Origin of the sequence: Paenibacillus sp. FSL R10-2796 (genome assembly GCF_037965315.1) — a bacterium.
Classification (GTDB): Bacteria; Bacillota; Bacilli; order Paenibacillales; family Paenibacillaceae; genus Paenibacillus_AQ; species Paenibacillus_AQ odorifer.
In genome coordinates, this window is record NZ_CP150178.1 from 1,853,610 (window position 1) to 1,868,136 (window position 14,527).

General features: G+C 45.0%; 14 protein-coding genes and 1 riboswitch. Of the genes, 8 read left to right on the plus strand and 6 right to left on the minus strand.

Annotation, left to right across the window (positions count from 1 at the left end; genetic code table 11):
- Window positions 1–112: 112 nt before the first annotated feature.
- Window positions 113–2,701 carry an FAD-dependent oxidoreductase gene (locus tag NST58_RS08425; RefSeq protein WP_339247279.1) on the minus strand — a complete coding sequence of 863 codons (2,589 nt, stop codon included), beginning with the start codon at window positions 2,699–2,701 and terminating at the stop codon, window positions 113–115.
- Between the two features lie 6 nt (window positions 2,702–2,707).
- Complete coding sequence (locus NST58_RS08430) at window positions 2,708–2,992, minus strand: metalloregulator ArsR/SmtB family transcription factor (RefSeq protein WP_339247282.1); 285 nt, start codon at window positions 2,990–2,992, stop codon at window positions 2,708–2,710.
- A gap of 101 nt (window positions 2,993–3,093) precedes the next feature.
- On the opposite strand from NST58_RS08430, the gene NST58_RS08435 reads away from it, so the two are divergent.
- From NST58_RS08435 to NST58_RS08450, 4 genes are all read left to right on the plus strand, one after another.
- Complete coding sequence (locus NST58_RS08435) at window positions 3,094–3,414, plus strand: rhodanese-like domain-containing protein (protein WP_076185313.1); 321 nt, start codon at window positions 3,094–3,096, stop codon at window positions 3,412–3,414.
- Between the two features lie 4 nt (window positions 3,415–3,418).
- A complete protein-coding gene (locus NST58_RS08440) occupies window positions 3,419–3,838 on the plus strand; it encodes a rhodanese-like domain-containing protein (RefSeq protein WP_076185312.1) in 420 nt (139 codons plus the stop codon).
- A 6-nt stretch (window positions 3,839–3,844) separates the two neighbouring features.
- Window positions 3,845–3,982 (plus strand): hypothetical protein, encoded by a 138-nt coding sequence (locus NST58_RS08445; protein ID WP_339247285.1) that lies wholly within the window; start codon window positions 3,845–3,847, stop codon window positions 3,980–3,982.
- 950 nt (window positions 3,983–4,932) lie between these two features.
- On the plus strand, window positions 4,933–5,610 hold the full coding sequence (locus tag NST58_RS08450) for a winged helix-turn-helix domain-containing protein (RefSeq protein WP_076220878.1): 678 nt from the start codon (window positions 4,933–4,935) through the stop codon (window positions 5,608–5,610).
- Here the strand turns inward: NST58_RS08450 and NST58_RS08455 are convergent.
- Entirely contained in the window at window positions 5,584–6,177 is a 594-nt protein-coding gene (locus NST58_RS08455; RefSeq protein ID WP_339247289.1) for a hypothetical protein, read from the minus strand. The genes NST58_RS08450 and NST58_RS08455 overlap by 27 nt on opposite strands.
- Window positions 6,178–6,365: 188 nt before the next feature.
- Between NST58_RS08455 and NST58_RS08460 the strand changes: the two genes are divergently transcribed.
- Complete coding sequence (locus NST58_RS08460; RefSeq protein WP_339247291.1) at window positions 6,366–9,197, plus strand: glycoside hydrolase family 3 C-terminal domain-containing protein; 2,832 nt, start codon at window positions 6,366–6,368, stop codon at window positions 9,195–9,197.
- Between the two features lie 140 nt (window positions 9,198–9,337).
- Here NST58_RS08460 and NST58_RS08465 read toward each other — a convergent pair whose 3' ends face one another.
- Window positions 9,338–9,676 (minus strand): hypothetical protein, encoded by a 339-nt coding sequence (locus tag NST58_RS08465; RefSeq protein ID WP_076220329.1) that lies wholly within the window; start codon window positions 9,674–9,676, stop codon window positions 9,338–9,340.
- A gap of 28 nt (window positions 9,677–9,704) precedes the next feature.
- On the minus strand, window positions 9,705–10,643 hold the full coding sequence (locus NST58_RS08470; protein ID WP_076305041.1) for an MBL fold metallo-hydrolase: 939 nt from the start codon (window positions 10,641–10,643) through the stop codon (window positions 9,705–9,707).
- 148 nt (window positions 10,644–10,791) lie between these two features.
- A riboswitch (guanidine-I (ykkC/yxkD leader) is annotated at window positions 10,792–10,899 on the plus strand.
- Window positions 10,900–10,983: 84 nt separating this feature from the next.
- Between NST58_RS08470 and NST58_RS08475 the strand changes: the two genes are divergently transcribed.
- The 3 genes from NST58_RS08475 to NST58_RS08485 all read left to right on the plus strand — a co-directional run bounded on the left by NST58_RS08475 (window position 10,984) and on the right by NST58_RS08485 (window position 12,710).
- The gene (locus tag NST58_RS08475) at window positions 10,984–11,346 is read left to right on the plus strand and encodes a multidrug efflux SMR transporter (RefSeq protein ID WP_036675723.1); all 363 of its coding nucleotides are present in this window, start codon (window positions 10,984–10,986) and stop codon (window positions 11,344–11,346) included.
- Entirely contained in the window at window positions 11,347–11,661 is a 315-nt protein-coding gene (locus NST58_RS08480) for a multidrug efflux SMR transporter (protein WP_076125196.1), read from the plus strand.
- A gap of 149 nt (window positions 11,662–11,810) precedes the next feature.
- Window positions 11,811–12,710, plus strand: coding sequence for an aldo/keto reductase (locus tag NST58_RS08485; protein WP_076098851.1), 900 nt, complete (start codon window positions 11,811–11,813; stop codon window positions 12,708–12,710).
- Between the two features lie 589 nt (window positions 12,711–13,299).
- Here NST58_RS08485 and NST58_RS08490 read toward each other — a convergent pair.
- Complete coding sequence (locus NST58_RS08490; protein ID WP_339247296.1) at window positions 13,300–14,373, minus strand: M42 family metallopeptidase; 1,074 nt, start codon at window positions 14,371–14,373, stop codon at window positions 13,300–13,302.
- Window positions 14,374–14,527 lie beyond the last annotated feature (154 nt).

Below are 14,527 nucleotides of genomic sequence, written 5' to 3' on the forward strand. Positions count from 1 at the left end.
TTCTGCATTTTGGTTATTCAAATCTATATCACCGATTCTCGTGAGTTCATTTTTATATAAAAAAGAGACTCTTCTATTTAAATAGAGGAGTCTCTTTGCGGCGTTAAGGTATTTAGATAAATAGATTATGACCCGACTGATCGGCTTGGCCGAGATAGTAACCAACGCCGCCGATTCCGACACCGTCAATCAGTTCTTCACGAGTGATGCCCATAAGATCCATGGACATTTGGCAGGCGACGATTTCCACACCTTGGTCGATAGCCATCTGAATCAATTCTTCCAAGGAAGAGATATTTTTGCTCTTCATTAGAGAGCGGATCATCTTCGAGCCCATGCCCATCATGTTCATATTTGAAAGCGTCAGCTTCCGGCTGCCGCGTGGCATCATGGCACCGAACATTTTTCCGATAAAGTTTTTGTTCACAGGCACCTTCTCATCCTTGCGGATAATATTGAGGCCCCAGAAGGTAAAGAACATTGTGACTTTTTTGCCGCTGGATGCTGCTCCGTTGGCAATGATGAAGGAAGCGATCGCTTTATCCAAATCCCCGCTAAAAACAACCATTGTGCTTGCATTGCTAGTTTGAATTACTTGTGCGCCTGCTCCGGTTGGTGCTGATGCTGAAGTCTCGATAACTCCTTTGCGCAGATAAGCTTCGATCATGCCAGTAGGCAGCTTTGTTAGCTGCAAAAGCGTATTGTTGGACATACGAGCCCAAGCCTTGATATCCTCATAAAATCCGGGATCGGAAGCAGTGACCTTCAGGACTTGCCCGTCCAAGAGCGGGTCCATGCTCATTTTAACTTGGATCAGCGGCCCTGGGCAGCACAGTCCGCAGGCATCAAGCACGGAATCAGGTGTTGTGAAAGCTGTAGCGTTAACGGTTGGTGTAACTGTGCCAGTTCCAGTCTCTGTCCCAGTTCCAGTTCCAGTTCCAGTTCCAGTTCCAGTTCCAATACCAGTCTCAGTCTCCGTCATTGCTCCCGTTGCTGCGATTTCTTTACTGGCTGCTGGTGTACCAACGTTTGGCGTCAAGTTATCTTTTTTTTTAGGTGTAAATTGGCTCATCTGATAGGTTTTATAACCGCCGGTCAGATTCTTCACACGGTAACCTTTTTGCTGTAAAATCCGGGAAGCGGTGTAGCCTCTGAGTCCAACTTGGCAATACACCCAAATTTCTTTACTAGAGTCAAGCTCGCTTAGCCGACCACGCAGATCATCCACAGGGATGTTAATGGACCCTTCAATATGACCATTAGCATGTTCGATTTCCGAACGTACGTCAACTAAAATGGTATTGTTTTTGTCACGACCTTCTAAATCCTTAGGGACGAATACCGTAGTCAAACCATGCAAAATATTTTCAGCGGCAAAGCCAGCCATATTCACCGGATCTTTAGCGGAAGAATAAGGAGGGGCATAAGATAGCTCCAACTCCGTCAAATCAGTGACCGTACCTCTAAAACGAATAACTGTAGCGATATCGTCGATACGTTTGTCTACACCACTGTAACCTACAGCTTGTGCTCCTAGCACCGTACCTTTTGGATCAAAAATCAGTTTCATAGATATCGGGGTTGCCCCCGGATAATAGGTTGCGTGTGAGCTTGGATGTATATAAATCACGTGATACGGCAGACCCAAACGTTGTAATGTTTTTTCGTTATTTCCGGTAGAAGCACCTGTGACTCCAAAAACCTTTATAATAGAAGTCCCTTGTGATCCTTTGTAAGTTGTGCCGAGACCACTGACGTTGTCCGCAGCGATCCGCCCTTGCTTATTGGCAGGACCAGCTAGTGGAATAGCGGTTTTTGTTCCGTTTACGAAATCAACCACCTCAACCGCGTCACCTACAGCGAACACTTGATCCAGATTAGTCTCCATCCGCTCATTGACTAAAATATGGCCGCGGGGACCGAATTCTAAGCCACTGTCCTTCAGAAAAGAGGTATCCGGAGAAACGCCGATAGCCAGCAGAACCATATCACTTTGCAGTATAGTGCCACTTGCTAATTGCACCTGTATTTGTTCTCCCACCTCAGCAAACCCTTGGACCATATCGGAAAAAATAAGATTAACACCATGCTCGTCGAGTTCTTTTGCCAAAATAGAAGACATTTCAGTATCGAATGGAGCTAATATTTGTGGTCCTGCTTCAATTAAGGAAACTTCCAGACCAGCTTCTCTAAGGTTCTCAGCCATTTCCACACCGATAAATCCACCACCGATCACCACGGCCGAACGTGTGCCTTCCGCAGCGACTTTAGCTTTGACTTTGTCAGTGTCGGGAATGTTACGCAACATGTGTATTTGGGAACTCTCGATACCGGGCAGATTCGGACGAATCGGTTTAGCACCTGGCGATAAAATAAGCGCATCATAGCTCTCTTCATAGGAGCCTTTTTCTATGCTTTCTACTCGCACTTTTTTGTTCACGGGGTCGATAGACACGACTTCACTTTGAATCCGAACATCGATGTTAAAACGTTTGTGCATCGCCTCCGGTGTCTGCACCAGCAGCTTGGAGCGGTCCTGAATGGACCCACCGATATAATAAGGAAGTCCGCAATTGGCAAAAGAAATGTACGGATCACGCTCAAACATTACAATATGCGCATCTTCATCTAATCTCCGAAGTCGGGCGGCTGCTGACGCGCCTCCTGCAACACCGCCAACAATTAATACTTTTTTACTCATGATGACTTATTCCTCCCCTAAAAATAACTGAATCAGATGTTTGACTTTTTCGTCTTTAACAGAATAGTTAATCTCCAGCCCATTACGTTCGGTTTCAACGATGCCTAGTGATCTAAGCTTCTGTAAATGCTGGGACACCGTAGATTGTGGAAGATCGAGACAGTCCTGCATGAAGCTAACGTTGCAGCTGCCTTTTTCCAGAAGTCCTTTGATGATGCACAAGCGCACGGGATGAGCTATAGCCTTTAAGGTTTCGGCGGTTTGGTTATAGGCTTTGAAATTTTTGTCCATGGTAACGAACACCTCGCTTTACAATATCCTTATATCGTAATATTATGATATAGTGATATGAAAATCAAGTTATTTTTATAAAGGTGAAGGAGAGATGCTCGATGTCTTTTAAAATTTCAAAGGAAATTACCCCACAGCAAGTGGCGGAACGCTTGAAGAATGGCGAGACTCTTACCATGTTGGATATACGCGAACCCGCCGAATGGGTGGAGGGACATGTAATGGGTGCTAAACATATCCCGCTTGGACAGCTATTGATGCGCACAGATGAACTGGATTCTCATGGAGAGATAATTGTGATGTGCTTAAGTGGTGGCCGTAGTGGACTGGCTTGTGAGCTGCTGAGTGAAAAGGGGTATAACGTTGTGAACATGACGGGTGGATTAGGCGCTTGGACGGATGATTTTTTGGTACGGGAGTAATGATATGAGCATGATGGTTCGGATCCTACTGAGTATTTTAATTGTCTTTAGTATTGTGAGGTTTTTGCGTTATGCTTGGCCTGTTCGTTCACTTACTTATATAGAAGTACGTGAGGTTCGCGAATTAGCGGATCAATCATTGGCTATGAAAATGCTCGATGTCAGGGATGCCGTTGATTACCAGAAGGACAGTATCCGTGGTTCGATAAATATTTCGCTGGGGCGATTACCCTATGTCTGGCAGCACTGTCTATCTCCGGGCGACTCGGTTCTAATTCTTGCAGGAAGTTACTACAAAAGAAATAAAGCCGCGCGAATTCTTTATAAGCAGGGATTTCGTAAGCTATATGCGGTAAATGGTGATTTGTTAGGGAACAAAAGAACGCTCTCCGACATTTCTGTGAAAGGTTGTTGTGAAGGATAATGGATAATGGATTTAAAGTCAATGATTTGCCGTCTCGGGTTGAAGCTGGGGTGTCGAAGTCAGGGTGACGATGGAATGATCTCTTTTGATGCCTATGGGCAAGGCGCTCGGCCTGCACATTTGCTAGGTGAGGGAAGGCAGTGAAGAGGGAGCAATATGTCACTCTAGTTGAGCCGCTATATAATGTTGCTAAGTCGTGATGTTGTGGCTAGGTCGCTAAGTCAATGCAACTAAGTCGCAATGTTGTAGCTAGGCCGCTAAGTCAATGTTGCTAATTCGCAATGTTATAGCTAGGCGGCTAAGTCAATGTAACTAAGTCGCAATCCAGTCAGCCTCATCTCGAACTCAGTTTTAATTGCATTTTGTGCAGTTAAACTTCAGTAGTTTTAGGAAAAGTAAGAGTTAACTGCACTTTGTACATCTAAATTTGATCATTTACGCCTAACTACCTAATGTTTCCTTTTTTAGTTGTAGAAAGTACAACTAAATGGACTTTTAGTGGGATAAGAGTTAAATAGTTGCATGAAATACAATTAAATAAAAAAATCACAGGTCGATAGCCAGTGAATAGTGGAGAATGGGGGACGGTTTTGGGCAATTTCAAAAAGGTAGGTCGAATAATATTATTCTAGCGGAACTTAGTCAAACCGAGATTACTTTAACTGAACCTACTATACAAAACCTACTATATTGAGCTGAATCTAGTCATCTAACTCAAATGTAGTTTACTTAACCGTGATTGCTCTTGCTGAGTTAATTCTAACTGAACTGTAGTGATCTAACTCTAGCTGGACTTACTGTAGTGATCTAACTGTAGCTGAACTTACTGTAGTGATCGAATTCTAGCTGAACTAATTTTAGTGATCTGACTCTAAATGAGCTAACTGTAACTGAACTTACTTTAATGCGACTCACTTTAACCAATGTGATTTTTTAATAGGTAAGCATGTTTAGCTTGAGTGCTAACGTTGAATGTAGAGTGTCATTGACAGCATAAGAAGGCGAATACTATACTTTTGAGTAATAGGACGAAGCACGTCCCGCATCCATAATTGGGTGCGGGATTTTTTTATGCCAAGGAGGAGGAGAACGTTATGGGGTTTACGGAAGAACATCGTAAGTGGGTGGAAGATCATATTAGTCGAAGAACGGGAGAAAGACGGGGGAGATTGGAGCGGGGACATGGGCATGGTGAGCGGATGTTTGTGGAGAAGGTTTGGTGGCCAATGATGGGTCATTTTAATGATCTTCATCCTGAATATGAAGTGTTGGATTGGCGGGGATGGCCTTATTTTGTTGATTTTGCGTGGAAGCCTGGGCAGGTTAAGTTTGCTTTTGAGGTAAAAGGTTACGGTCCACATGTGCAAAACACAGATCGGACGCGTTATCGGCAGGAATTGAATCGAGAGACTTATCTACAAATTGCGGGTTATCGGGTAGTTGCGATACCCTATGATGATCTGGAAGCGAGTCCTGAGAATACTATTTTTTTGTTGAGATCATTACTGATGCCGTACCTCGCTTTAAGGACAGAAGAGAAGGAGGCGTTTAGCCGACTGGAGCGTGATATTTTGCAAATTGCGGTGCGTTCGAACGGGGACATTCGGCCTGTTGATTTGGTGAGGGAGCTTGGCATTGATCTGCGTACAGTTAGGAAATGTATGAGGTCACTTTGTGAGAAAGGTAAGTTTAAGCCGATAGTTTCCCAGGTGAGTGGGAGGGTTTGTCGCTATGAATATGTACATTCACTTAACGATATTCAGCTGTGGTGAATAAACGGTATAAATCCCGTAGATTGTGGGCGTGGAGCGAGAAGTGAGCAAATGAACGGTAGAAATCCCGCAGATTGGAGGCGTGCAGTGAGAAGTGGGCAAATAAACGGTATAAATCCCGCAGATTGGAGGCGTGCAGTGAGAAGTGGGCAAATAAACGGTATAAATCCCGTAGATTGGAGGCGTGCAGTGAGAAGTGGGCAAATAAACGGTATAAATCCCGTAGATTGGAGGCGTGCAGTGAGAAGTGGGCAAATAAACGATATAAATCCCGCAGATTGTGGGCGTGGAGCGAGAAGTGAGCAAATGAACGGTAGAAATCCCGCAGATTGTGGGCGTACAGCGATAATTGAGCAAATGAACGGTATAAATCCCGTAGATTGGAGGCGTGGAGCGAGAAGTGGGCGAATGAACGGTATAAATCCCGTAGATTGTGGGCGTGGAGCGAGAAGTGAGCAAATGAACGGTATAAATCCCGTAGATTGGAGGCGTGGAGCGAGAAGTGGGCGAATGAACGGTAGAAATCCCGCAGATTGTGGAGATGGAGCGAATAATGAGCAAACCCATGCTCTCACACTCACATCATCCCCCCTAAATCTCTAATTATGACCTGATTTCTATTTAGATTGTTAAGGTGTTGCGGAGGAGGGGAATCTTCTATGATTAGATGGATAGGACGTATGGGTGTTTTTTCGAAGGATTGTCCTCGGGAATGAATGAAACCGCTATCAACAAGAGACGAAGGAGCGATTTTGATGGGAACAGATATAGCTAAATATCCATTTCAACAGATTGATTTACCTTTAAATGAGCGAGTGCAGGATCTGATCTCCAGATTAACACTTGATGAAAAAGTAAGCCTGATGCCTCAGTATCAAGCTGCCATAGAGCGTTTGGGTGTTGGGGCCTACAAGCATGGTACGGAAGCGGCGCACGGGATTTCTTGGCTTGGAAAAGCGACTTCTTTTCCTCAGCCGAGCGGACTGGCTTGTACTTGGAATCCAGAGCTGCTGAAGGAGATTGGTTCGGCCATCGGAGATGAAGCTAGAGCCTTTTACAAAAAGAATCCAACGGTGAACGGTCTGACATTATGGGCGCCAACGGTGGATATGGAACGTGACCCGCGTTGGGGAAGAACCGAGGAAGCTTACGGCGAAGATCCAGAGTTGACCGGACGCCTCAGCACATCACTTGTGCAGGGAATCCAAGGTGATCACCCGATCTATTTGAAAGCGGTAGCAACGCTGAAGCATTTCCTCGGCAACAATAATGAGATTGAACGCGGGAACTGCTCCGCGAGCATCGATCCGAGAAATATGCGGGAGTATTATTTGGAAGCGTTTAAGCCTGCTTTTCAAGAAGGTGGCGCACAGTCCATGATGACCGCTTATAACTCGGTGAATGGCGTGCCTGTTATTCTTCATCCGGCAGTAATGGATGTGGTCAAAGGCGAATGGGAAATGGATGGCTTTATCGTAAGCGATGCCGGCGATCTTTTTGGGATTGTGAAGGATCACAAGTATTATGAATCTTTTGCACAATCGATGGCTGAATCTATCAAAAATGGAATTGACAGCGTAACAGAAGAAACCGCAGAGACAATCAAGGTTCTTCACGAAGCACTAGACCAAGGCCTCTTAGCAGAGGAAGATTTGGATCGTGCGCTTGCCAACACTTTCAGAGTTCGTTTCCGTCTGGGAGAGTTCGATCCGGCTGAAGGGAACCCATACGCAGCGATCGACGATTCCGTTATACTTAGCAAAAAACATACCGCACTCTCCTTGGAAGCAGCGAAACAATCGATAGTATTGTTGAAGAATGACCAAGGTACATTGCCATTGAGCAAAAGCAGTCTGAGCAAATTGGCGATTATTGGTCCACTTGGTGATGAAGCTTTTAGAGACTGGTATTCTGGCACATTACCTTATGGAGTGACTCCGCTGCAGGGGGTTAGCAAAAAGCTGCCTGGTAAACACGTTACTTTTGAGAGTGGCGCAGATCAGATCATTCTTACTTCAGCTGCAAACGGCCAAGCCATTGGAATCACAGGTGAGGACGGAAGACTGGCTGTACAGCATGACATAGCAGCGCACGGAGAATTGTTCCAACATACAGCCTGGGGCTGGACTAGCAATACTCTGAAGTCGACAAGTCGCGGTCAGTATGTAACTTTAAGCGAAGCAGAGACTCTTACAGCATCTGCTGAGGAAATTTACGGCTGGTTTGTAAAAGAATCGATTAACATCGTTCCGGAAAGCGAAGATACGGTATCTTTGCGGACCTGGAATGATAAAATGATCTCGGTGAATCCGGAAGATGGAACGCTGCAGGCGGCAGATCAGGATGCCAATGCGCAAGCACGTCTTTTCAAAAAGAACATCGTAACTAACGGCATAGAGGCTGCAGTAGAAGCTGCCAAGGCGGCTGAAATCGCTGTGGTTTTTGTGGGCAACCATCCACTCCTTAACGGAAAAGAAGAAATCGACAGACCGGATATTGTGCTTCCAGAGGAGCAAGAGCGACTGGTCAAGGCTGTCTATGCAGCGAACCCGAATACAGTTGTAGTCATTGTCGGCAGTTACCCGATAACTTCCACTTGGATTGACGAGAACATCCCGGCTGTATTGTATACCTCCCACAGTGGACAAGAGCTGGGCAATGCGGTGGCAGAAGTTCTTTTCGGCGATTACAGTCCTTCCGGCAAGCTGAACATGACTTGGTTCCGTTCTGTAGAACAGCTGCCTGAGCTGATGGATTATGATATTATCAAAGGCAAAAGAACATATATGTACTTTGACGGAGAGCCACTGTATGCGTTTGGACACGGCTTAAGTTATGCCCAAATTTCCTACAGCAACCTAAGCCTAAGCGCTAAGGAGCTGCAAGCGAATGAGACGCTGAAAATTTCTGTTCAAGTAGAGAATACAGGCGTTGTTGATGGGGACGAAGTGGTGCAGCTTTATGTGCAAGCTCTGAATTCCCGGGTCAAACGTCCGATTAAACAGTTGAAGGGTTTTGAAAAAGTAAACCTAACCGCAGGTCAATCGCAAACCATAGAGTTTACGTTACCGGTTGCCGAGCTGGCATTCTGGGATGTTACCCGTGAGCAATATTGCGTGGAAAATGGAGAGTATATGGTTCTGATCGGCCGTTCATCTGCTGACATCCAATTATCCGCTCAACTATCGGTCCAGGGGGACGTTATTCCGTCGCGTAATCTGTATATCAATACCAAAGCAGAGAATTACGATGACTACGAAGGTGTATATCTGGACGAGTGCAAAGCAGGCGGTGCTTCCATACATCCGGTAAAAGATGGCGCTTGGATCGCTTTTAAAGATGTATTGTTCGAGCAAGGGGCAGGAGCTTTTGAAGCCTTGGTATCCTCTGCAAAAGGTGGCACCCTTGAGATCAGAACGGGCAGCCCAGCAGGGAAGCTGGTTGGATCTGTGACTGTACCGTCGGGTGGCGTGTTGCAGCAGTGGAACACACTTACTGGTGAAGTGTCCGTGGAATCTGAAACTACCGATGTTTATCTCATCTTTAATGGTGAGGTACTGCTTAGCCGTTTTCAATTTAATCAATAAGATAAGCTAGAACGCTCCATCCGCACGGTGCCGAAAAGTTATTAAGCCAAAATCAAGCTAAAATTCTCAGTATCATAAATGAGCATTAAAAAAAAGGGCATTCCTGAAGGATCAGGGATGTCCTTTTCGTTTCTTTTCAATTAATCACAACCGCCCCCGCCAGCATCTCCACCCCCACCGAAGTCTCCACCGCCACTATGTCCGCCGTCTCCACCCCAGCTATGCCCCCCGCTGTCAGGTCCAGAATGGTGATGCGAGTGATCTCCGTGGTGATTATGGTGGTGGTTAGAATGATTAGAGTGGTTAGAGTGGTTTGGATCCAGCAGATCCGGATGACTGGCAGCCATAAAAGACATGTTGGCGGCATCATTTTGCCTATTTCTATCAAAGGTACTTTTGTTTGAGCTCGAGCCATTACGTATTACGGCTTGTATAATAATAAATACAGCAACACCTACAAATAGTATCCCAAAAACCATAACGAACCGCTCCTTTCAACTCCAAAAATTAGTTACTAGCTGCTTTCGTCAAAAACTCAAGATTTCTGTAAAAAATACTCCCATAATTCCAGCCCAGATAAGGCTCGGGAATTTCTATATGGTTCACATTCACATTCATGTCTTCGCGTATCAATGATTCGCTAATATGGATTATATCATTTATATACCGTTTTATTTGCTGTAGATAATGTTTTTGAGTAACGGGCCCATGACCGGGAACAATTATGTTCACATCTAAGCGCTCGACATAAGTAAGTGCCTCCAACCAGGATAAGGGATTACCGTCTACTACTAATGGATGATTATCAACTGCGACAATATCTCCAACAAAAGCTAAAGAATCGGATGGAGAAAATAGAATAGAATCGCATTCCGTATGGGCAGTACCCACCGATAGGAGTTCAACGGTCCTTGCCGAGCCATGTATAGTCATTTTGCGGTCATAAGTTAGTTGGGGAAGGGTTACTTCAAGCGTTAGTATAGACTCTTTGGTTTCTTGTAAATAACCTATTTGCGAAAGGAGCTCTCGTTGTTTGGAATCGTTCAGTTCGAGCTCGAGAGATGTATTAAGCTTCGTAAGATCTTCTTCAAGATTAGGAAGCAGTTTCTTCATTCGGGCAAGCCAGTCTGGTTGAGTTTTTATCATGAGCTCTCTAGTTCTACTGGAGGATATGATTACTTCATCCGAGAAGAATTGGTTCCCTCTAACGTGGTCTCCATGCCAATGGCTGTTGACGATGTATTTGATAGGTTTATTAAAATAATACAGAGCGGCATCCCTAAGATCTTTGCCAGCTTGTGGAGTGTTGAATGTATCAAAGATTAATGTGTAATCACCCATATCTATCAAACCGGCATTACTCATGGCTCCGCCTTGCTCCTTCGCTTCAAGGCAATAAATGCCTTCCACTAGAGGGACGCAGTTAAAATGTCTGGAAAGAAACATGAATTACCCTCTTTTCCTAGATAATCGAATGAAATTTATATCTATTTTATAATTTTATGGAATTTTATACTATGATTTAATTACGCTCGGAATAGAAAAGGTTGCTTTTATACGCCCGATTTGCTACCATACGATGTAACTTAATCATTTATTTGTTTTCTAGGGTTCCGCAGCGGGTGCACAGCTGGTCTGGTCCGAGGGAAAACGCACGAACATTAAGTTTGTGTCTACACGGAGGGATAAAAGCCCGGGAGGTATCGCCATTTGGCGATGACCTTCCGGGCTTATTTGTTTGTCCGTGGGCAATCATAAGTTATGGAGAATTGAAGGAGGGCTTGAAATGAAAAAGAATTCAGAGTGGCTGAAGGTAGTTGGCGCTGCGATTTTCGAAGTCATGTGGGTCATAGGTTTAAAGCATGCTTCAAGCGTATGGGAGTGGCTGATTACAGTTGTAGCCATAATCATAAGTTTCTATGTCATTATTTCAGCAAGCAGTAAATTACCGGTGGGTACCGTATATTCTGTATTTGTTGGGCTGGGGACGGCAGGAACAGTCATTGCGGACATGGTTTTATTCGGTGAACCCTTCAAGCTAATGAAGCTGGTACTGGTGGTTATTTTGCTGGCAGGAGTTATAGGTCTGAAAATGGTAACTAACGAAACCAAAGATATCAAAGAAACTGAAATAAAGGGGGAGTCTTAAATGGCATGGGCATTTTTGGTTGTTGCAGGATTGTTTGAAATGTTCGGAGTGGCTATGATCAACAGGTTGAATAAATACCGGAATCTGCAGTCGTTTTTGCTGCTCTTCCTTGGTTTTGGAGGAAGTTTTCTTTTTCTATCATTTGCAATGAAAAGTTTGCCTATGGGCACAGCTTATGCGGTATGGACGGGGATCGGTGCATCCGGTGGAGCAATTTTGGGGATGCTTTTATATGGGGAGGCCAAAGACTGGCGGCGGGTTATCTGTATTTTTATGATACTGGGAGCGGCAGTGGGGCTGAAGTTGATAGCGTAGTTAGCAATCAATTTGTTACTTTTTCTCTCCTAAAGGATTTCTCCTAAAGGAAAGATAAGTTATAAATTAGACACGATTCAGATGTTTCGAAAGGGTCATAAAGGTCGTATAAAGTAAGTATACAATTTATCGGTAAGGAGATTTTTACAATGACTAAGGATTCAATCGAGCATTTGGCTGAAATTGTGAAAGTGAACCGAGCTAACCGCATGCTGCTTCCAGACGGTACCTCTGTGCCTAGAATAGGACAGGGAACTTGGAATATGGGTGATGATGCTTCCCGTAGAGAGGAAGAAATTGCTGCTCTTAGATTAGGCGTGGAATTAGGCATGGATTTGATAGATACGGCGGAGATGTATGGGGAAGGAAACTCAGAGCTTTTAGTAGGTGACGCTATTAAAGGAATTCGGGATGACGTTTTTCTGGTATCCAAAGTATACCCACATAATGCCGGCAACGAGAATCTTATTCGCAGCTGTGAAGAAAGCTTGCAACGACTGAATACGGATCATCTGGATCTCTATTTACTGCACTGGCGGGGAGATATTCCGCTTGAAGTGACTGTGGAAGGCATGGAGAAACTGGTCTCTCAAGGTAAAATAGCAAGATGGGGTGTATCGAACCTCGATGTTGACGATATGAAAGAGCTGCTTAGTATAGCTGGGGGGACTCACTGTGCTATGAATCAGGTGCTGTATCATTTAGGGTCGAGGGGCATCGAAGCTGAATTGCTGCCATGGCAGAAAAGTCACCGCATGCCCGTAATGGCGTACTCTCCGCTTGCACAAGCAGGCGCGCTCCGCAAAGGGGTTATCGAGAGTGAGGCAGTTCAGGAAATTGCCCGTGTTCATAACGCAACCCCACTACAAATTATGTTAGCTTGGACGATCCGCGAGGAGGACATCATTACGATTCCAAAAGCTTCTTCACGTGAGCATGTAATTGAGAATGCTGCTGCAGGTTTAATTACGCTGAGTGAAGAAGAAAGATGGAAGCTGGATGAGGCTTTCCCGATACCTTCGTGGAAAGTGCCGTTGGATATGAGTTGATATAGCTGTCTGAGAATTGTCAAAGAGCTCGCCGTTGAGGCGGGCTTTTTTTATATGAAAAGAGATAGGGGGAGTCTCTATAGGACACAGATGATCTTAAACGCAGAATTATGCCACTTTTGGAGGAATATCGGACACCATAGTCGCTATTAGCATAAATGACACCGATTATGAGCCCATTTCTCTGGAATAGTGTCTCTGAGGTCCGCAACTTTACTCAAAAGGCTCTAAATTAGCAAATAGCGTCATCTGAGTCCGAAGCAATATGGGGGGCGTAAATAATAAACAACGTGTCGCCGTAAGCAAGCAACTTGAGAGCGTAAACAATAAACAATGTTTCGTCGCCGTAAGCAAGTAACCTTGGGAGCGTAAACAATAAACAACGTGGGTTCGTAAGCATCATGGATTCGTCGTAGTACCAATGGCGGGATCAGCGGGCAACGGGGTTCATAAGCACAATTGTTTTTTAGAAGTAATATCGGGGTTTGTAAACACCACTGGGGCGCAAGTGACACAGGTCCGTAAGCCCCGACCCAAAAAAGAGCAGCAATCCTTCAAAAAGGATCGCTGCTCTTTTAAAAATAAGAACTTAGCTGTTCTCAATAATCGTTTGCAGTGTAGTGCGGTCGAGGCCTTCTACCAGTTTAACTAACAGCTCTTTAGCAGCTTCGTAGTCATCGCTATGAATAACTGATGAAGCAGTATGAATGTAGCGGGAGCATATTCCGATGACTGCGGAAGGAACGCCGATGCCACTTACATGAACCTGACCTGCATCTGTTCCACCTTGGGAGACAAAATACTGGTATTTGATCTTGTGAGTATCCGCTGTGTCTTGTACATATTCGATTAAGCCGCGATGTGTAACCATCGTAGGATCATAAATGCGCAGGAGAGCGCCTTTTCCCAAATGGCCAAAGGCTTGGCTATCCCCGGTCATATCGGCAGCAGCGCTCGCATCCAAGCCGAAGAAAATGTCTGGGGACAGAAGATTAGCGGCTGTACGTGCTCCACGAAGTCCGACTTCCTCTTGTACAGTAGCACCAGCATAAACAGTATTAGGCAGCTTTTTGCCGTGTAATGACTTAACCAGCTCAATGGCGAGACCTACACCGTAACGGTTATCCCACGCTTTAGCCATGATTTTTTTAGGGTTGGCAAGCGGGGTGAACGGACAGATCGGCAGTATTTGTTGACCTGGTCTGACGCCAAAGCTTTCTGCCTCTTCACGGCTGTCTGCACCGATATCAATATACATTTTGCTAATTTCGCCCGTCTTGCCGCGTTCTTCTGCGCTTAGTAGGTGGATAGGCGTGCTGCCAACAACACCGGTCAATGTGCCTTTTGGTGTAATGATTTGGAGACGCTGGGAAGCAACAGCAGAAGCAAGCCATCCGCCTAGCGGTTGAAAACGAATCATTCCGGTGCTAGTAATTCCGGTGACCATAAAGCCCACTTCGTCAAAATGTCCAGCGACCATAATTTTTGGCCCGTTTTCCTCACCGCGCAATACGCCGAACAGACTTCCGAGACGATCCTGCACGAACTCTTCGGTATAAGGTGTCATAGCATCCTTGACGTAAGCGCGGAGTTCGCGCTCAAAGCCCGGGGCTGCAGGGAATTCGGTAAGTGTTTTGAATAGATCCAATGTTTCTTGATTCATTTGAAATCACTCCTTTATTAAAATATAAGGACGTATAAGCTTTGCGTTATACATCATCCTTATAGTTCTACGAGAAACGGTTGCCATCCAAAATGGACGACAACGTTATTTCTTCCTGCCACTTAGTATGAACATTGTGAGCTCACTTGTCCAT